A 20,160-nucleotide genomic window follows, 5' to 3' on the forward strand; every position below is an offset into this window, starting at 1 on the left:
GTGGACGTGCTCCGCGAGAGGGTCCTTCGTCAGCCCGAGGCGCGCGTCTTTACCTTCCTCGACGAAGATGGCGAGTCTTCTCTCACATACCAAGAATTGGATGAGAGTGCGCGCGCCGTCGCGGCCACCCTGCGACGGCACCTCGCTCCGGGCGAGCGGGTGCTCCTGCTCTATCCGCCAGGTCGTGAGTACGTGCTGGGATTCCTCGGGTGTCTCTACGCGGGGGTCGTCGCCGTTCCCGCGTATCCGCCTGATCCGATGCGTCTGGGTCGCACCCTGCCCAGGCTCCAGGCCCTGGTGGCGGACTGCCGCGCCACCGCCGCGCTCACCACCTCCGCGTTGCTGGACATGGTCGGGTTCCTCACCGAGGACGCTCCGGATCTCCGCGCGCTGCGCTGGCTGGCCACGGACTCGCTCGAGCCCGGTGCCGCCGGGCAATGGTCCGCCCCTCACGTCTCCGTAGAGGACCTGGCCTTCCTTCAATACACCTCGGGCTCCACTGGCACGCCCAAGGGCGTGATGCTCAGTCACGGCAACCTGCTGCACAACTCGGGGCTCATCTCGCTCGGGTTCGATGCGTCGCCCCGGCCGGTGGGCGTCATCTGGCTGCCGCCGTACCACGACATGGGGCTCATCGGCGGCATCCTCCAGCCCCTCTACCGCGACATCCCCACCGTCCTGATGTCGCCGCTCTTCTTCCTCCAGCAGCCCCTGCGCTGGTTGGAGGCGATCTCCCGGCATGGCGGCACCGTCAGCGGGGGCCCCAACTTCGCCTATGAGCTGTGCGTCCGGAAGACGACCCCCGAGCAGCGGGCCGCGTTGGACCTGCGCAGCTGGGAGGTCGCCTTCTGCGGCGCCGAGCCCATCCGGCAGGAGACGCTGGACCGGTTCGCCGAGGCGTTCGCTCCCGCCGGCTTCCGGCGCGAGGCCTTCTATCCCTGCTACGGGCTCGCCGAGGGCACGCTGATCGTCAGCGGTGGACGCCGGGCCGAGCCACCCGTGGTGCGCCGCTTCGCTCGGGAGGGGCTGCCGCGAGGCGAGGCGCGGGCTCCCGATGGGGAGCAGGAGGGCGTGCCGATGATCGGCTGCGGCCAATCCCTGGGTGACCAGGAGGTGCGCATCGTCGATCCCGAGACGCTCGAGCCGAGCCCTCCCGGCCGCATCGGGGAGATCTGGGTCCGCGGCCCCAGCGTGGCTCGGGGTTACTGGGAGCGGCCCGAGGAGACCGAGCGCATCTTCCACGCCCGCCTGGCCAGCTCCGGGGAAGGGCCCTTCCTGCGCACCGGAGATCTCGGCGTGCTCGACGGGGGCGAGCTGTTCGTCATGGGCCGCCGGAAGGATCTCCTCATCATCCGGGGGCGCAATCACTACCCGCAGGACATCGAGCTCTCGGTGGAGCGGTGTGATCCGGGGATGCGGCCCGGTTGCGGCGCGGCGTTCTCCGTGGACGTGGAGGGCGAGGAGCGTCTGGTCGTGGTCCAGGAGTTCGCCGACCGCTCCGGCGGGGAGCCCGGAGAGCGCGCTCGCGAGGCCATCGCTCGCATCCGCCAGGCGGTGGCCGAGCAGCACGAGCTCGGCGTGCATGCCGTGATGCTGCTCGCTCCCGGGAGCATCCCGAAGACCTCGAGCGGGAAGATCCAGCGCCATGCCTGCCGCGCCGCGTTCCTCGAGGGCTCCTTGGAAGGGGTGCTGGCGGAGACCTCCAACCCGGTCGTGGCCGAGGAGACCGCTCCTCCCGCCGCTGGGGCCGGTCCGGAGGCGCTGCTTCCATGGCTCTCCGTGCGGCTGTCTCGGGCGCTCGGGATTCCGTCCGGCGAGCTGGATCCGGAGGCGCCCCTTACCCGGTACGGGCTCGATTCGCTACGCTCGATGGAAGTGCAGAGCGGGCTCGAGACGGCGTTGGGCGTGAGGCTGCCGATCACCTGTCTGCTGCAAGGTCCTTCCCTTCGCGAGCTGGCCGCGCTCCTCGTGGAGCGTCCCACGCGCGAAGTCGTGACGCCTCCCGCCCCCGTGGTGCCAGCGGGCCCACAGCCGCTCTCGGATGGTCAGCGGGCGTTGTGGTTCCTGCAGCGCATGGCTCCGGAGAGCACCGCGTACCACGTGGTGCGCGCGGTGCGGATCCACTCGCGCCTCGATGTCGCCGCGCTCGAGCGGGCCTTCCATGCGCTCGTGGTGCGGCATCCGTCGCTGCGCGCGGTGTTCCCCGAGGAGCAGGGCGCTCCCGTCCAGCGGTTCGTGGAGCCCTCGGGTCCCGTGCTCCGGGTGGAGGACGCCTCCGGCTGGAGCGAGGCCGAGCTGGGTGCGCGGCTCGACGCCGAGGCCCACCAGCCCTTCGAGCTGGCCCGGGGTCCGCTGATGCGTGTCCTGCTCCTCTCCCGGGGGCCTGAGGCGCACGTGTTGCTGCTCGCGCTGCACCACCTTGTCACCGACTTCTGGTCCCTGGCGGTAATGGTGGAGGAGCTGGGTTCGCTCTACACCGCGGAGACGGGAGGTGCCCCCGCGGTCCTGCCGGCTCTTGCCCTGAGCCCCACCGAGGCCGATCGGGCCCTCGCGGCCCGGCTCTCCGGCCCCAGCGGAGAGGCGCTGTGGAACTTCTGGCGGACCCAGCTCGCCGGTGAGCTGCCCGCGTTGGCGCTTCCCACGGATCACCCCCGGCCCCGGCTCCAGTCCTTCCGGGGTTCCTCGCTCGCGTTCCAGGTGGGGCCGGAGACCACCGCGCGGGTGAAGGCGCTCGCGCGCGAGCATGGCGCCACGCCCTACATGGTGCTGCTGGCGGCCTTCTTCGCCTTCCTGCGCCGCTACACCGGCCAGGAAGAGCTCGTCGTGGGCTCGCCCACCGCGGGACGCGCCCGGCCCGAGCTGGCCCGGCTCGTGGGCTACTTCGTCAATCCGGTAGCGCTGCGCGCCAGTCTGTCCTCGGGGCTCACGTTCCAGGAGTTGATCTCCCAGGTCCGTGGCACCGTGTTGAAGGCGCTCGAGCACCAGGAGTTGCCGTTCGCCCGGCTCGTCGAGCAGCTCCAGCCCTCGCGAGAGCCGGGGCGCTCGCCCATCTTCCAGGCGATGTTCGTCCTCCAGCGCGGGCACCTGCCAGGGGTGGGCGAGGCCCTCGCTGCCTTCGCGTTGGGTGAGTCCGGCGCGCGCATGCGCCTGGGCGGGTTGGAGCTGGAGTCCCTGCCGCTCGCGCAACGGGGCTCGGCGTTCGATCTCACCCTGATGGTGGCCGAGTCCGGGGAGGGGCTGAGCGCCTCGCTGGAGTACTGCACGGACCTCTTCGAGGCCTCCACGGCCGCGCGCATGGCGCGGCACTTCGGGTCGCTGTTGGAGGGGTTGGTGGCGGCGCCGGAGCGGCGGCTGGAGGAAGTGGAGCTGCTGGGTGGAGAGGAGCGCACCACGGTGCTCGGCTCCTGGAGCGAGGGGCCGCGGGAGGCCGAGGAGGAGGGGAACCTGGCCCGGCTGCTGGCGCGGCAGGTGGAAGTCCGGCCCGAGGCGGAGGCGGTGGTGTGTGGCGCCGAGCGGCTGAGCTACCGGCAGCTGGAGGCTCGGGCCCGAGGGCTCGCGCACCGGCTGCGGCGCGAGGGCGTGGGCCCCGAGGTGCGCGTGGGCGTGCTCCTGGAGCGGGGTGTGGACGCGGTGGTGGCCTTCTGGGGCGTGCAGCTCGCGGGCGGAGTGTACGTGCCGCTGGAGGCGGTGCAGCCTCGGGAGCGGCTGGAGTGGATGGTGGAGGACTCGCGCCCCCGGGCGGTGGTGACGCGCGCCGGTCTGGGCGAGCGGTGCCGCGTTCCGGAGAGCGTCCGTGTCATCCGCCTGGAGGAGGTGGGGGAGGACGCGAGCCCACTCGAGGGTGGAGTCCAGGCCGACAACATTTCGTACGTCATCTACACGTCGGGCAGCACCGGCAGGCCCAAGGGGGTCGAGGTGACGCACCGGGGCGCTCGCAACCTGGCCGTGGCCCAGCAGCGGGGCTTTGGCGTGGCGCAGGGAGACCGGGTGTTGCAGTTCGCGCCGCTCGGCTTCGATGCCTCGGTGTCGGAGTACCTGATGACGGTCTCCGGGGGCGGCACGCTCGTCGTCCCTCCCGCTGGTGAGGTGCTGGTGGGCGAGGCACTCAAGCGCACGCTGGAGGAGGGCAGGGTGGCGGTGGCGACCCTGCCGCCCTCGGTGCTGGCGCTGCTGCCCGAGGGTGCTCTGGCCGGCCTCCGGGTGGTGATCTCCGCGGGCGAGGCCTGTTCGCCGGAGCTGGTGGCGCGGTGGGCACCCGGGCGGCGCTTCTTCAACGCCTACGGGCCCACGGAGGTGACGGTGTGCGCCACCTGGGCGGAGTGCGTGGCGGGCGAGGGCGTTCCTCCCATCGGAAGGCCCATGCGCAACGCCCAGGTGTACGTGCTGGATGGGGCCCTGCGTCCCGTGCCCCCGGGCGTGGCCGGAGAGCTGTTCGTGGGAGGGATTGGACTGGCTCGGGGCTACCTGGGCAGGCCGGAGCTGACGGCGGAGCGTTTCGTTCCCCATCCCTTCTCCCGTGAGCCCGGTGCGCGCCTGTACCGCACCGGCGATCTGGTGCGCTGGCGTACCGATGGCGCGCTGGAGTTCCTCGGTCGCGCCGACGCCCAGGTGAAGCTGCGCGGCATGCGCGTGGAGCCCGGAGAGGTGGAGGCCTCGCTGCATGAGGTGCTCGGTGCCCGGCAGGCGCTCGTTCGTCCCTGGAAGGGGCCGGGTGGAGAGACGCGGCTGGTGGCGTACCTGGTTCCAGGAGAGTCCACGCCGCGAGAGGCCCGCGACGCCCGATCGCTCCTTCGCCAGCGTCTGCCGGAGCACATGGTGCCCGCCGCCTTCGTCCTCCTGGAGTCCCTGCCTCTCACTCCCAACGGCAAGGTGGACCTCCGGGCCCTCCCGCCTCCCCGTCCGCCCGAGCGCGATGCCTCCTTCGTTCCGCCGCGCACGCCGCTCGAGGTGTCCATCGCCCGCGTCTGGGCCCAGGCGCTCGGCCATGAGGCGGTGGGGCTGCACGAGCACTTCTTCGATGACCTCGGCGGCAGCTCGCTCACCGTGGTTCGCGCCTGCGCCCTGCTTCGCGAGGAGTTGAAGCAGGACGTGCCCATCACCCACTTCTTCGAACACCCCACCGTCCACGCGCTCGCGAAGCGTCTGGACCCGACTCCCGCCCCACAGGCTGGGAACACCCCACACCAGGATCGCGCCGAGGCCCGTCGTCAGGCCCTCCAGCGCCGCAACCCGAGAGGAACCCGAGGCCATGGCTGAGCAGGAGATGATGGAGGGTACGGGGAACGACATCGCGATCATCGGCATGGCCGGGCGCTTCCCCGGGGCCGGTGACGTACGGGCCTTCTGGAAGAACCTGCGCGAGGGCGTCGAGTCCATCTCCCGCTTCCGCGAGGACGAGCTGGAGACGTCGCCGCTCGTCCCGGCGGCGCTGCGCGGACACCCGGACTTCGTGCGCGCGGGCGGCGTGCTCGAGGGCGCGGATCTCTTCGATCCCGAGTTCTTCGACATCGCCCCGCGCGAGGCGCTGTGGATGGATCCCCAACAGCGCGTGTTCCTCGAGTGCGCGTGGGCCGCGCTCGAGGACGCCGCGTATGATCCCGATCGCTTCCCGGGGAAGATCTCCCTCTACGCGGGCGTGGGTCAGTCCAGCCACGTGCTCTCCCTGCTGGGGCACGTGAAGAAGGAGCCGGCGGCCCTCTTCGAGGCGCTCGGCACCACCACCGCGGAGAACGCCGCCACCAAGGTGTCCTTCAAGCTGAAGCTGCGCGGCGAGAGCCTGGCCATCTACACCGCGTGCTCCACGGGCCTCGTCTCCGTCCACATGGCCTGCCAGAGCCTGCTGCTCCGTCAGTCCGACATCGCCCTGGCCGGAGCCGTGCGCATCTCGCTCCCGCAGCGCACCGGCTACCTCTTCCAGGAGGGGATGATCTTCTCCCCCGACGGGCACTGCCGCGCCTTCGACGCGCGCGCCCGGGGCACGGTGAGTGGCAATGGCGTGGGCGTGGTCGTCCTCAAGCCGCTCGCGGACGCGCTGCGGGATGGGGATCATGTCTATGCCGTCATCAAGGGCTCGGCCATCAACAACGATGGCAACCTCAAGGTCGGCTACACCGCCCCCAGCGTCGAGGGGCAATCCGAGGTCATCTCCGAGGCCCTGGCCTATGCCGGCGTCGAGGCAGGGGACATCGGCTACGTGGAGGCGCACGGCACCGGTACGCCGCTCGGGGATCCGATCGAGATCGCCGCGCTCACCCGCGCCTTCCGGCGTGGCACGGAGGCCCGGCGCTTCTGTGGCATCGGCTCGGTGAAGACGAACATCGGGCACCTGGACACCGCCGCGGGCATCGCCGGCCTGCTCAAGGCCACGCTCTCGCTGTACCACGAGGAGCTCCCTCCGAGCCTCCACTTCGAGCGCCCCAATCCCTCCATCGACTTCGAGAACAGCCCCTTCTCCGTCGTCACGGAGCGCCGCGAGTGGAAGCGGGGTGAGGCTCCACGGCTCGCGGGCGTCAGCTCCTTCGGCATCGGCGGCACCAACGCGCATGCCATCCTCGGCGAGGCCCCGCTCGTGGAAGGGCAGCCGAGCGCCCGGCCCCATCAGCTCGTCACGCTCTCCGCTCGCACTCCCACCGCGCTGGAGGCGATGACGCACGAGCTCGCCGCGTTCCTCGAGGCCCGGCCGGACGTGGACCTGGCGGACCTGGCCTTCACCCGCGCCGTGGGTCGCAAGGCCTTCGAGCACCGGCGCACCCTCGTCGCGGAGAACGTGGCCGGATTGCTCGCCCGGTTGAAGACGCCTCCCGCGAGCCGGAGCCTCGCCAACCTGGAGGCCGCCCGCGAGCAGCGCGTGGCCTTCCTGTTCCCTGGACAGGGCTCGCAGTCGGTGGGCATGGCGCGCGAGCTGTACGTCTCCGAGCCCGTCTTCCGTGAGCACGCCGAGGCGTGTCTCTCCCTCCTCTCCCCCCGCATGGGGAAGGACCCGCGCCCGGTGCTATTCCCGGCGCCCGGCCAGGAGGACGCGGCCCGCGAGGCGATGGCGGATCCTCGCAATGCCCTGCCCGCGCTGTTCACCGTGGAGTACGCGCTGGCCCGCCTCTGGATGGACTGGGGCATCGAGCCCCACGCGATGCTCGGGCACAGCCTGGGTGAGTATGTCGTCGCGTGCCTCGCGGGCGTGATGTCCCTGGAGGACGCGCTGACGCTCGTGGTGGCGCGGGGCCGGTTGATGGCCGACATGCCCCTGGGGGCCATGACCGCCGTGGGTTCTTCCGAGGAGGAGTTGCGCCCGCTGCTGACCGGTGGGCTCTCCCTGGCCGCCGTCAACGGTGCCTCCCGGTGCGTCGTCTCCGGCCCCGTTCCCGAGGTGGAGCGGCTCGAGCAGGAGCTCTCGCGCCGCAACGTGGGCGTGCTGCGGCTGCCCGTGCGTCATGCCTTCCACTCGGCCGACGTGGAGCCGGTGATGCCGGAGCTCCAGCGGGTCGTCGCGGGCCTGCGCCTCTCCGCGCCCCAGCGGCCCTACGTCTCCAGTCTCACCGGAACGTGGATCCGCCCCGAGGAGGCGACCGATCCCTCCTACTGGGTCCGGCAGATGCGCCAGCCGGTCCGCTTCTCCGAGGCATTGGACACCCTGCTGCGCGACGGGTGCGTCCTTCACCTGGAGGTGGGTCCGGATCAGGCACTCACCGCGCTCGCCCGTTTGAAGCTGCGCGGCGAGGCAGGGGCCATGGCCGTGCCGTCGCTTCCTCGCTCGGGTGTGTCCACGTCCCAGCATGGCACGCTGCTCGAGGCGGTCGGCACGCTGTGGAAGGCGGGGCTGGAGATCCGCTGGGAGCGGTTCTACGCGCACGAGCGGCGCCTCCGCATTTCCCTGCCCACCCATCCCTTCGAGCGCCGCCGTTTCTCGCTCGAGCCCAGGTGGGTGGATGCTCCCGAGCTTCCGTCGCCCGAGCCTTCCGCTCGTCCCGCTCCGAGCCCTGTTCCGAGCGCGGTGGTTCCGAGCCCCGTGGCGGTCGAGGGAGCCGCCGGTCCGAGCACCGACATCGAGCGTCAGGTGATGGAGATCTGGCGCGAGCGGCTCGGCATCGCGGACTTCGGCATCCACGACAACTTCCTGGAGCTGGGCGGAAACTCGCTGATGGCGGCGCAGGTGCTCACGCGCCTGCGCGAGACGTTCCCGGTGCAGCTCCCGTTGAGTGATCTCTTCGAGGCGCCCACGGTCGCGGGAGTCGCCGCGCGCATCGAGGCCCGTCTGAAGGATCTCCAGCCTGGCTCGGGACGCGTCCCGGTGCCGCCCATCGTGTCCATCCCGCGCGAGGGCGTCCTTCCGCTCTCCTTCGTGCAGGAGCGGGTGTGCGCGCTGGAGCGCTTCACTCCTGGCACTCCGACGCTCAACATGCCCGTGGCCCTGCGGCTGACGGGCTCGCTCGACGTGGCCGTGCTGGAGCGGAGCCTGGGCGAGGTCATCCGCCGGCACGAGACCCTTCGCACCACCTATGCCACCGTGGACGGCAGAGCCGTGCTCCGCATCGATCCCAGTCTGGCGCTGCCGCTCCTGGTCACCGCGCTGGAGGGCTCCCGCGAGGCCCGTGAGGCGGAGGCCATGCGGCTCGCTCGTGAAGAGGCGGCACGGCCCTTCTCCCTGGAGCGCGGCCCCGTCATCCGCGCGAGCCTCATCCGCATCGACACGGACGTCCACCTGCTGTTCGCCACCGTGCACCACGTCGTCTCGGACACCTTGTCCATGGTGGTGCTCGTCCGTGAGCTGGCGGCGATCTACGAGGCGTTCCGTCTGGGCAAGCCCTCGCCGCTCCCGGCCCTGACCACGCAATACCTGGACTACGCGGCGTGGCAGCGGCGCGCGCTGGAGGCGGGTGCCTTCGCGGATCAGCAGGCGTACTGGCGCGAGCGGATGGCCGACCCGCCCGGTCCCCTGGCTCTCCCCACGGATCGTCCTCGAGAGGCCGTCCGTCAGCTGCTCGGGATTCGCCGGCCCTTCGGCTTCTCCCGCCGGATCTCCGATGCCGTCCATGCGCTCGGCCAGCGCGAGGGCTTCACCGACTTCATGATCCTCCTGACCGCCTTCAAGGCGCTGCTGGCCCGCTACGCCGGCCAGGAGGATGTCGTGGTGGGCACGCCCATCGGCAATCGCACCCGGGGTGAGCTGGAGCCGCTGATCGGCTACGTGGCCCACGCCGTCCCGCTGCGCACGGACCTCTCCGGCGATCCCACCTTCCTCGAGCTGCTCTCCCGCGTGCGCGACACCACGCTCGGTGCCTACGCGAACCCGGACATCCCCTACGAGCACCTCGTGCGCGAGCTGGAGCCCGGCAAGGACCCGGAGCGCGCCCGGTTGTTCGATGCGCTCTTCGTCCTCCACGCCGGCTTCGCGTCGACGATGGAGCTGCCGGGACTCCACCTGGAGCTCGTGGACGTGCCGGAGATTCCCGCGCAGTTCGGCGCCACGCTCTCCCACCTCTCCATCTACATGGGAGAGAGCGAGCATGGCTTCTCCGGCACCCTGGAGTACGCCTCCGAGCTGTTCGATCCGCCCACCATCGACCGGTTGCTCGGCCACCTCGAGGCGCTTCTCGAGTCCGCCGTCACCCAGCCCGATCAGCGCCTCTCCGCGCTCTCCCTGCTGACCGAGGCCGAGCGGCGCCAGCTCGCCGCTCCGGTGCCGGCGCTGAACGCCGAGGCCGCTTTCGTGGTGGCCCTGTTGGAGGCCCAGGCCTCTCGGACGCCCGAGGGACTCGCCGTCTCCGCCGGGGAGCGTGGTCTCTCCTGGCGGGAGCTGCGCGAGCATGCCCTGCGCCTCGCCGGCCTGCTGGTCCAGAAGGGCGTGGGTCCGGAGCAGCTCGTGGCCGTGTGCCTGGATCCGTCTCCCGAGCGCCTCGTGGCCCTCTGGGCCGTGTTGGAGGCCGGAGCGGCCTGGGTCCTCCTGCCACCGGCACGGCTCCGGGAGTTGACGTCGCTCGCCCCCGCGGGCACTCCACCGCCGCTGCTGCTCACGCACTCACGGCTGCAGACGAGCCTGGTGCTCGACGCCTCGCGGGTGCTGCGCGTGGATGCGCTGACTGGCAGTGAGTCCGCGCTCTCCGTGCCACACCGCGCGTCCACGCCGGATGCCGAGGCCATGGTCTGCCTCGAGCCGATGGCTGGCTCCGCGGGTGCTCCGCTCCACGCCATCCACACGCACCGCACCGTGGCCCACCTGTTCCGCGCGCTCGACGAGGGCCACGAGGTGGCTCCGGGTGGCGCGTGGCTCTGGGCCGAGGAGCCCGGAGCGCAGGGGAGTGGGCTGGAGGTGCTGTGGGCCCTGAGCCGGGGTCTGCGTGTCGTCCTCGCTCCCGAGTCCACGCGTGCGCGGTTCGTGTCGGTGGGGAAGGGCGCCACGGCTCGCCGTCCCCTGGCCTTCAGCCTCTCGTACTTCGCCAATGACGAGGACGGGCTGGGCAAGCGCAAGTACCAGCTGCTCCTGGATGGAGCCCGCTTCGCCGACACGCATGGCTTCTCGGCGATCTGGACGCCCGAGCGCCACTTTCACTCCTTCGGTGGTCTCTACCCGAGCCCCGCCATCACCGGCGCGGGCATCGCCACCCTCACCGAGAACATCGGCATTCGCGCCGGCAGTGTGGTCATCCCCCTGCACGATCCCCTCCAGGTCGCGGAGGAGTGGTCGATGATCGACAACCTCTCCGGTGGACGGGTGGGGGTATCATTCGCCTCGGGGTGGCACGCGAATGACTTCGTCTTCGCTCCCGACCACTACGCGCGCCGCAAGGAGATCATGCTCCGCGGCATCGAGGCCGTACGGCACCTGTGGCGCGGCGGGACGGTGCTCCGCCGCAATGGCGAGGGCAAGGAGGTGGAGATCTCCATCCGCCCGCGTCCGGTCCAGGCGGAGCTGCCCTTCTGGCTGACGGCCGCGGGCAATCCGGACACCTTCCGGCTCTCGGGCGAGCTGGGAGCCAACGTACTCACCAACCTGATGGGCCAGGAGCTGGACTCGCTGGCCGAGAAGGTGGCGCTCTACCGCGAGACGTGGCGGCAGCATGGTCATGGCCCCGGCCGTGGCCACGTGAGCCTGATGATGCACGCGTTCCTCGGCACGGATGCCGAGGAGGTGCGTCGCACCGTACGCGAGCCGCTGCTTCGCTACTTCCGCAGCTCGGTGGACATCTTCAGCGGTTTCGCCGCCAGCCAGGGACTCAAGGTGGATGCGCGCACCCTGACGCCCCAGGACATGGACGCGCTGCTGGAGCACGGCTTCGAGCGCTACCTGGAGGCCGGAGGGCTCTTCGGAACGCCCGAGTCCTGCGAGGCCATCATCGAGCGCGTGCGGCGGCTGGACGTCGACGAGGTGGCCTGCCTGGTGGACTTCGGCACGGGCACGGAGACGACGCTGGCCAGCCTCCAGCATCTGGACACCCTGCGGCGGCGCACACAGCCGGAGGAGACCGGGCCCGCGCCCACCGTGCTGCACGAGAGCGGCTCGGAGGCGGAGGCCCTGCTCGCGCTCGTCCGCGAGGCGGGCGTCACGTATCTGCACTGCACGCCGGCCCTGGCTCGCGCGCTCTCGTCGCTGCCCGGAGTGGCCGAGTCCCTTCGCCCCGTGCGCCGGCTCTTCGTCGAGGGCGTGGCTCCGGAGCTGGCCGCTTCGCTCGCGCGCGCCGCGGGTGTTGAAGTGGTGCGCCGCGAGGGAACGCTCGGGCTCGGGACGTGGCTGCCGGTGCGTGCCCAGGAGACCTCGGGTCTCCAGGTGCTCCCGCCGCCTTCCACCCATGCGAGGCTCCACGTGTTGGACTCGAGGGGACAACCCGTCCCCGTGGGTGTGGCCGGTGTGCTCGCCGTCGGAGGCGGTGGTGTTCCGCGCGGGTTCTGGATGGCTCCGGACGCCACGCGCGATCGGATCGTGCCTCATCCTTCCGAAGCGGGAGCCCGGCTGCTCGTCACGGGACGGCGTGCCCGGCTCCGCGCGGATGGCTCCGTGGAGATCCTCCCGGTGGAGGCCCCGAAGGTCCGTCGTCCGGCCCCCGCGCCCGTGCCCGTGCAGGCGCCTCGTGCGGAGGCCGCCCGCCGTCCCGAGGGCCCGCCTGCCATTCCCCACGTGCCGCGAGAGCAGTCGCTGCCCCTCAGCTTCGCCCAGCAGCGGCTGTGGTACCTGGACCAGCTCGAGCCAGGGAACGTGGCCTACAACAACCCGTCCGCGCTGCGTCTGAGCGGACGTCTGGATGCCGCCGCACTGGAGCGTGCCCTCAACGAGGTGGTGCGCCGCCACGAGGTGCTCCGGACCACCTTCGCCCTGGAAGACTCCGGCCCGGTCCAGCGCATCGCTCCGTCCCTGAGCCTCTCCCTGGAGGTGACGCAGCTGGAGCCGGCGGACGAGCGCGACGCGGAGATCACCCGGTGGGTGCTCGCGGAGGCCCGGAAACCCTTCGATCTCGCGGTCGGTCCGCTCATCCGCACGGCGCTGCTGCGCGTGCATGAGACGGAGCATGTGCTGCTCGTGACCCTGCACCACATCGTCTCCGACGGCTGGTCCGCGGGCGTGATGCTCCAGGAGCTGGCGTTCCTCTACGGCGCCTACGCCACGGGAACCGAGTCCCCACTGCCCGAGCTGCCGGTGCAGTACGCCGACTACGCCGCGTGGCAGCACGAGTGGCTGCGTGGACCCGCGCTGGAGAAGGAGCTGTCCTGGTGGAAGGAGTCGCTGGCCGATGTCCCGGTGCTGCGACTGCCCACGGACAAGGCCCGGCCGGCGGTGCAGACCTACCGGGGTGCCCAGCACCGCTTCACCGTTCCCCGCGCCCTGGTCGACTCATTGGGGGCGATCGCCCGGCGGGAGGGCGCCACGCCCTTCATGGTGTTCATGTCCGCCTACCAGTTGCTCCTGTCCCGCTACAGCGGCCAGGAGGACTTCGCGGTGGGAACGGCCGTCGCGGGCCGCAGCCGCCCCGAGCTGGAGCCCCTGGTCGGGTGCTTCGTCAACTCGCTGGCCCTGCGTGCCGACCTCTCCGGGGATCCGTCCTTCGTGGAGCTGCTCGGCCGCGTCCGCCGCACCGCCCTGGGTGCCTTCTCCCATCAGGAGGCCCCCTTCGAGAAGTTGGTGGACGCGCTGCACGTCCCGCGAGAGCTGAGCCACACGCCGATCTTCCAGACGCTGCTGGTGCTCCACAACACCCCCGTGCCCACCGTGCAGCTCGCCGGCCTCACCCTGAGCGGCATGGATGTCCACGCGGGCGCCGCCAAGTTGGATCTCGCGCTGGAGTTGCGCGAGACGTCCGACGGACTCTGGGGCGGCTTCGAGTACAACACCGATCTCTTCGAGCCGGAGACCCTCGCGCGGATGGGGGACCACTTCGTGCGCCTGCTGGAGGGCATCGCCGCGGCGCCGGAGCAGCGGCTCTCCACCCTGGCGCTCCTCTCCGAGGCCGAGCGCGAGAAGCTCCTGGTCGAGTGGAATCCGTCTCCCGCGCCTCGCGACTCCGCCACCGTGCTGGAGTCCTTCGCGGCGCAGGTGGCCCGGACTCCGGACGCGACCGCCGTGTCCGATGCCTCGGAGGTGCTCACGTACCGGGAGCTGGCCGCCCGGGCCTGGCGCATCGCCTCGTTGCTGCGCCGTCATGGCGTGGGCCCCGAGTGCGTGGTGGCGATCGCGCTGGAGCGCCCCATGGAAGCGGTGTCCGCCATCCTGGGCACGCTCGCGGCGGGAGGCGCCTGGCTCCCGCTGGATGCCTCGCACCCGGTGGAGCGTTTGCGGCTCGTGCTCGACGACGCGGGCGCGCGGTTGGTGCTCACCCGCGAGTCCCTGAGTGCCCGTTTCAAGATGGGCGAGGGGAGGACCGTGCTCACCCTGGAGGCCTCCGCTTCCGAGCCCGACTCGTCTCCCACCTCGCAACCCGCGCCCCATCACGCGGCGTATGTCCTCTTCACCTCCGGCTCGACGGGGCGTCCCAAGGGCGTGGTGGTGGAACATCGCCAGCTCGCTCATGCCACGCGGGCCCGGTTCGAGGTGTTCGGCGCTCCGGGCGTCACCGTCTCGCTGTCTCCGTTCACCTTCGATGCCTCGCTCGCCGGCCTGTTCTGGACGCTGAGCCACGGCGGCACGCTGCGCTTCCCGGAGTCCGGAGTGATGGATGATCCCCGGGCGCTGGCCGCCTCGCTCTCGCGGCACGGCGTCACGCATCTCATCGGCGTGCCGGTGCTCTACGCGCAGCTCCTCGCGGCGGCTCCGGCCGGTGGGCTCTCCAGCCTGCGCGCCGTCTCCGTGGGTGGAGAGGCCTGCCCCCGGGAACTGGTCCGTGCCCACTACGAGGCCCTGCCGGGAACGCCGCTCTTCAACGAGTACGGCCCCACCGAGGCCACCATCTGGAGCACCGTGCACCGGGTGGAGCCCACGGAGTCGGGCTCCGTGCCCATCGGCCGTCCCATCCCCGGCGCTCGGGTGTACGTGTTGGATGAGCGTCTCCAGCTCGTCCCCGCGGGCGTCCCTGGCGAGCTGTACGTGGGTGGCGCCGGAGTGGCACGCGGCTACCTCGGGCGGCCCGAGCTGACCTCCGAGCGGTTCCTCGCGGATCCGTTCGACGCGAGCCCCGGTGCGCGGCTGTACCGCACGGGAGATCGCGTGCGCTGGAGGAAGGACGGGGTGCTCGAGTTCCTCGGGCGCCAGGACGGGCAGGTGAAGGTGCGGGGCTTCCGCATCGAGACAGGAGAGGTGGAAGCGGCGCTCGCCGCACACCCCGGACTGCGCGAGGTGGCGGTGGCCGCGCGCGAGGACGGACGGGGTGGCAGGCGGCTCGTCGCCTACGTCGTGCCCCACCAGCGCCCGAGCCCTGAACCGGACGCGTTGCGTGCCTTCCTCCGCGAGCGGCTCCCCGAGTACATGGTGCCGTCCGCCTTCGTGGAGCGGGAGGCCCTGCCTCGCACGCGCAACGGGAAGGTGGACCTGGGCGCACTGCCCACGCCGGAGTTCCAGTCCGCGGTGCGGAGCGCGGCCTACGTCGCGCCACGCAACGAGCTGGAGGAGGGCCTCGCGCGCGTCTGGAGCGAGGTGCTCGGCGTGGAGCGTGTCGGCGTGGACGACAACTTCTTCGAGCTGGGCGGGGACTCCATCCTCAGCATCCAGATCGTCACCCGGGCGGGCCGGGCGGGCATCGAGCTGTCGCCGCGCCAGGTCTTCCAGAATCCCACGGTGGCCCGGCTCGCGGCGGTGGCGAACACGCGGCTCGCGGTGCAGGCCGACCAGGGGCCGGTGACGGGCCCGGTGGCCTTCACGCCCATCCAGCACTGGTTCTTCGCCCAGGAGCCCGCGGAGCCACACCACTGGAACATGTCGCTCCTCCTGGAGGTGCGCGCGGCCCTGGACATGTCCGTACTGGAGCGCGCGCTGGCGCACGTGGTCGAGCATCACGATGCGTTGCGACTGCGCTTCGCGCGGGGCGAGGACGGTTGGCGGCAGGTGTGCGCGCCTCCGGGCGAGCCCGTGCGCCTGGAGCACGTGGACCTGTCGGGCGTACCGGCCGGAGTACAGGGCGTGGAAGTGGAGCGGTGGGCCACGCAGTTCCAGGGATCGCTCCGGTTGGAGGAGGGGCTGCTGCTCCGGGCGGTGTCGTTCGACCTCGGAGCGGGACGGCCCGGGCGCCTGTTGCTCGTGCTGCACCACCTGGTGGTGGACGGCGTCTCCTGGCGCATCCTCCTGGAGGATCTGCTGGGGGCCTACCAGCAGCTCGCGGGCGGCGTTCCGGTGCGTCTGCCTCCGAAGACCACCTCCTTCCAGGCGTGGGCCCGGGGGCTCTCCGAGCACGCGCGCTCGGGCGCACTGGAGGCCGAGCGCTCCTGGTGGCTGGAGCGTCCGTGGGCTCGCGTCTCGCGCCTGCCGGTGGAGCATCCGGGAGGGGAGAACACCGAGGCACTGGCCCGGAGCGTGAGCCTGAGCCTCACCGCCGAGGAGACTCGCGCGCTCCTGCAGGACGTGCCGCGCGCGTACCACACGCAGATCAATGATGTGCTCCTCACCGCGCTCGCGCAGGGGGTGGGGCGCTGGGCCGGCAACCCGCTGGTCCTGGTGGACGTGGAGGGCCACGGGCGCGAGGAGCTGCTCGCGGGCCTGGATGTCTCGCGCACGGTGGGCTGGTTCACCACGTTCTTCCCGGCGCTGTTGGAGGTGCCGGAGTCCGGAGGCCCCGGTGAGGCGCTGCGTGCCGTGAAGGAGCAGCTGCGCGCCGTGCCCTCCAAGGGCATGGGCTACGGGCTGCTGCGCCACCTGGGTGGGGACTCCCGCCTGGCCGCGCTTCCCTCGGCGGAGGTGAGCTTCAACTACCTCGGACAGGTGGACGGTGCGCTGTCCGGGAATGGAATGCTCGCGCTCGCGCCCGAGGGCATGGGACCGCAGCGAGGCCCGCGCACTCGCAGGCCCTACCTCCTCGACGTGGTGGGCGCCGTCGTGGGCGGCCGGTTGCAGATGACGTGGACGTACGGGGAAGCACTCCACCGGAGGGAGACCGTCGAGAGGCTCACGGCGGACTTCCTGGAGCGGCTGCGCGGGCTGATCGCGCACTGCCTGTCCCCCGAGGCGGGAGGCCACACGCCCTCCGACTTCCCGCTGGCCAAGGTGAAGCAGACCCAACTCGACAAGCTCTCCGCAAGGTTCGGCAAGAAGACCCGATGAGCGACAACATCGCAGACCTGTATCCGCTCTCCCCGCTGCAACAGGGAATGCTCTTCCACGTCCTGCGGGAGCAGGGCACGGGCCTGTACTTCAACCAGCTCTCCTGCGAGCTGCGTGGGGCCCTGAACGTCTCCGCCTTCGTGGAGGCCTGGCGGCGGGCGGTGGCGGCGTTCCCCATCCTCCGGACGGCCATGGTCTGGGAGGACGTCGAGGAGCCCCTCCAGGTGGTGCTCGAGGAGGTGGAGCTGCCGCTCGTCGAGGAGGACTGGCGCGGGATTCCGGCGACGGAGCAGGAGGCGCGCTTCACCTCCTGGTTGGACGAGGATCGCCGTCGCGGCGTCGACCTCGGCACGCCGCCGCTCATGCGCCTGTCGCTGCTGCGCACCGGGGACTCGGCGTACCGCTTCGTCTTCAGCCACCACCACATCCTGCTCGATGGGTGGTCCGTTCCCCTCCTCATCCGTCAGGTCTTCGTCCTCTACGAGAGCCTCGTCCGGGGACTCACGCCGCGCGTGGAGCAGGGGCGGCCCTTCCGCGATTACATCGAGTGGATCCAGGAGCGCGGCCTGGAGGAGTCGGAGCGCTTCTGGCGCCACTCGCTCGCGGGCTTCTTCGAGCCCACCGAGCTGGGACGGGGATTCCCGGGGGGCAGTGGTGCGTCCACGTCCGGTCGCGCGGCCCGGCGGATCCACCTCTCCGCCGCCACCACGGAGCTGTTGAACGGGCTCGCGCGCCAGCAGGGGCTCACGCTCAACACCGTGGTGCAGGGCGCGTGGGCGCTGCTGCTCGGGCACCATGCGGGGACACGGGATGTCGTCTTCGGCACCACCGTCTCGGGGCGCCCGCCGGAGCTGCCCGGCGTCGAGAGCATGGTGGGCCTCTTCATCAACACGCTGCCCGTGCGCGTGCGCCTGCCTCCGGAGGAGCCGCTCGTTCCGTGGTTGAAGGAGCTCCAGGCGTGGCTGCTCGAGATGCGTCAGCACGAGCACTCGCCGCTCGTGAAGGTCCAGCGCTGGAGCGCGGTCCCCGCGGGCACGCCGCTCTTCGAGAGCCTGGTGGTCTTCGAGAACTACCCGGTGGATACCGCGCTCACCACGTCGCTGCCCTCGCTGGAGGTTCGCGATGTGCGCTCCGTGGAGGCGGACCACCATCCCCTGACACTCGTCGCGGTGCCGGGGCGTGAGCTGCGGCTGGAGCTGGCCCATGAGAGCGCGCGCTTCGACGTTGCCCACGTGGACGGGATGTTGGGACAGCTCCGTCACCTGCTCGAGTCCATGGCAGCCCGGCCGGAGCAGCGGCTGGGCGAGCTGTCTCCGGTGGACGCGGCCGAGCGCCAGCGGGTCCTCCGGGAGTGGAGCCTCGCGGGAGGACCGCCCATGGAGCCGGCCCTGCTCCATCGCTTCTTCGAGGAGCAGGTGGCTCGGACACCGGACACGGAGGCGCTGGTGTTCGGCTCCGAGCGGATCTCCTACGCGGAGCTGGACGCGCGGGCCAACCAGCTCGCGCACCACCTGCGTGGGCTCGGCGTGGGGGCCGAGTCCCGGGTGATGCTGTGCCTGGAGCGCTCCCCGGACCTCATCATCTCCATGCTGGGCGTCCTCAAGGCCGGTGGCGCGTACGTGCCGGTGGACCCCGCCTGGCCAGCGGCGCGGCTCCAGTCCCTGCTGGAGGACAGCGGGGCCACCGTGGTGATCGTGCAGTCGAGGACCTCGGCCTGGCTGGAGGGCACGCGGGTGTCTCGCGTGGTGTTCGACGCACCAGCGGATCGCGAGGCGATCTCACGGGCTTCGCGCACGGCCCCCGAGGTGCGGGTGCTCCCCGAGCAGCTCGCCTACATCATCTATACGTCGGGCTCGACGGGCAGGCCCAAGGGCGTGTTGGTGGAGCATCGGGGCGCGAGCAACACCGTGCGGGCCTCTCGTGGCGCCTGGGCCCTCGGGCCGGGCAAGCGGGTGCTGCAGTTCGCCTCGGCGAGCTTCGACGTGTCGGTCTTCGAGATTTTCGGCGCGCTGAGCGACGGCGCGGCGCTGGTTCTGGTTGCGCGAGAGGCGTTGATGCCGGGCGCGGACCTGCTGCGCGTGCTGCGCGAGGAGCGGGTGACGACCGCCGTGCTCACGCCCTCCGTGCTGGAGGCGACGCCCGTCGAGGTGCTGCCCGCCCTGGAGTCGATGATGGTGGCGGGCGAGGCCTGCCACCCGGGTCTGCCGAGGCGTTGGGGCGTGGGGCGGCGTTTCGTCAACGCCTACGGGCCCACGGAGATCTCCATCTACGCGACCCTGACGGACTGCTCACCGGACGCGGAGGTCACGCCCATTGGACGGCCGTTGGCCGGAGCGCGGGCCTACGTGCTGGACGCGCGCCTGCACCCGGTGGCCCAGGGTGTACGCGGGGAGCTGTACGTGGGCGGAGAGGGCGTGACCCGGGGTTACCTCGGGCGCCCGGAGCTCACCGCCGAGCGCTACCTGCCGGACCCGTTCTCGGATGAGCCCGGTGCCCGCATGTACCGCACGGGCGATGTCGTCCGGTGGATGCCGGACGGGCAGCTGGAGTTCTTCGGCCGCGCCGATGATCAGGTGAAGGTGAGAGGGTTCCGCATCGAGCTGGGGGAGATCGAATCGGCCCTGCGCGCGGAGCCGTCGGTGGGCGAGTCGGTGGTGGTGGTGCGCAAGGGGGCTCAGGGAGAGTCGAAGCTGGTGGCGTACGTGGTGCCCGCGGTGGGGGCGGCGGAGCCCTCGGTGCGCACGCTGCGCGAGGGGCTGGGGACGAAGCTCCCGGAGTACATGGTGCCCGCGCTCTTCGTCGTGCTGAAGGCGCTGCCCCTCACCACGAGCGGCAAGGTGGATCGCAAGGCCCTGCCCGCGCCGGAGCAATCGCGTGAGGTCGCCGACCGCTACGAGCCACCGCGCACCCCCGAGGAGCAGGCGCTGGCGGATGTCTGGGCGCAGGTGCTCGGGCAGAAGCGGGTGGGCATCCACGACGACTTCTTCGAGCTGGGCGGAGACTCCATCCTCGCCATTCAGATCATCTCGCGGGCGGCGCAGGCGGGTGTCCGCGTCACCGCGAAGCAGCTCTTCTCCCATCCGACGATCGCCCGGATCGCTGCGGTGGCTGGCTCCGCGCCGGGAAGCGCCGCCGAGCAGGCATTGGTGACGGGGCCGGTGCCGCTCACGCCCTTCCAACGCTGGTTCTTCGAGCAGGAGCTACCGGAGCCGCATCACGCCAACCAGTCGCTCCTCTTCACCCTGACCGAGCCGGTGGAGGCGAAGCTGCTCGAGCAGGCGCTGCGACACCTGCGCCTGCACCACGACGCGCTGCGCCTGCGCTTCACCCGGGACGGCGAGGGCTGGCTCGCGAGCAACGGTGACGGCGAGGGTTCCTTCCCGTTGGAGCGGGTGGACCTCTCCGGGCTGGAGCCGGCCGCGCGTCTCTCGGCCCTGGAGGCCCATGCCGCCCGGACGCGGACCTCGCTGGAGCTGCGCAGCGGGTTGCTCGGG

Annotated in this window: 3 protein-coding genes (1 of these 3 running past the window's edge); all 3 read left to right on the forward strand. The window is 71.5% G+C overall.

What is annotated here, in order from left to right:
- Tightly spaced (each overlapping or abutting the next), the 3 genes in view from JQX13_RS38730 to JQX13_RS38740 form a layout consistent with a single transcriptional unit that may run on beyond the window.
- Window positions 1-5,256 carry a non-ribosomal peptide synthetase gene (locus JQX13_RS38730; protein WP_239014113.1) on the forward strand — a complete coding sequence of 1,752 codons (5,256 nt, stop codon included), beginning with the start codon at window positions 1-3 and terminating at the stop codon, window positions 5,254-5,256.
- A complete protein-coding gene (locus JQX13_RS38735; RefSeq protein WP_203404444.1) occupies window positions 5,249-16,666 on the forward strand; it encodes a non-ribosomal peptide synthetase/type I polyketide synthase in 11,418 nt (3,805 codons plus the stop codon). Before JQX13_RS38730 ends, JQX13_RS38735 begins: the two co-directional genes overlap by 8 nt.
- Window positions 16,663-20,160: the beginning of a non-ribosomal peptide synthetase gene (locus JQX13_RS38740; RefSeq protein WP_203404445.1), read on the forward strand. 9,885 nt of this gene lie beyond the right edge of the window; only the first 3,498 of its 13,383 coding nucleotides appear in the window; it begins with the start codon at window positions 16,663-16,665; its stop codon lies off the right edge, out of view. The genes JQX13_RS38735 and JQX13_RS38740 overlap by 4 nt, the downstream gene beginning before the upstream one ends.

It is taken from the genome of Archangium violaceum (assembly GCF_016859125.1).
In the GTDB taxonomy this organism is placed as follows: Bacteria; Myxococcota; Myxococcia; order Myxococcales; family Myxococcaceae; genus Archangium; species Archangium violaceum_A.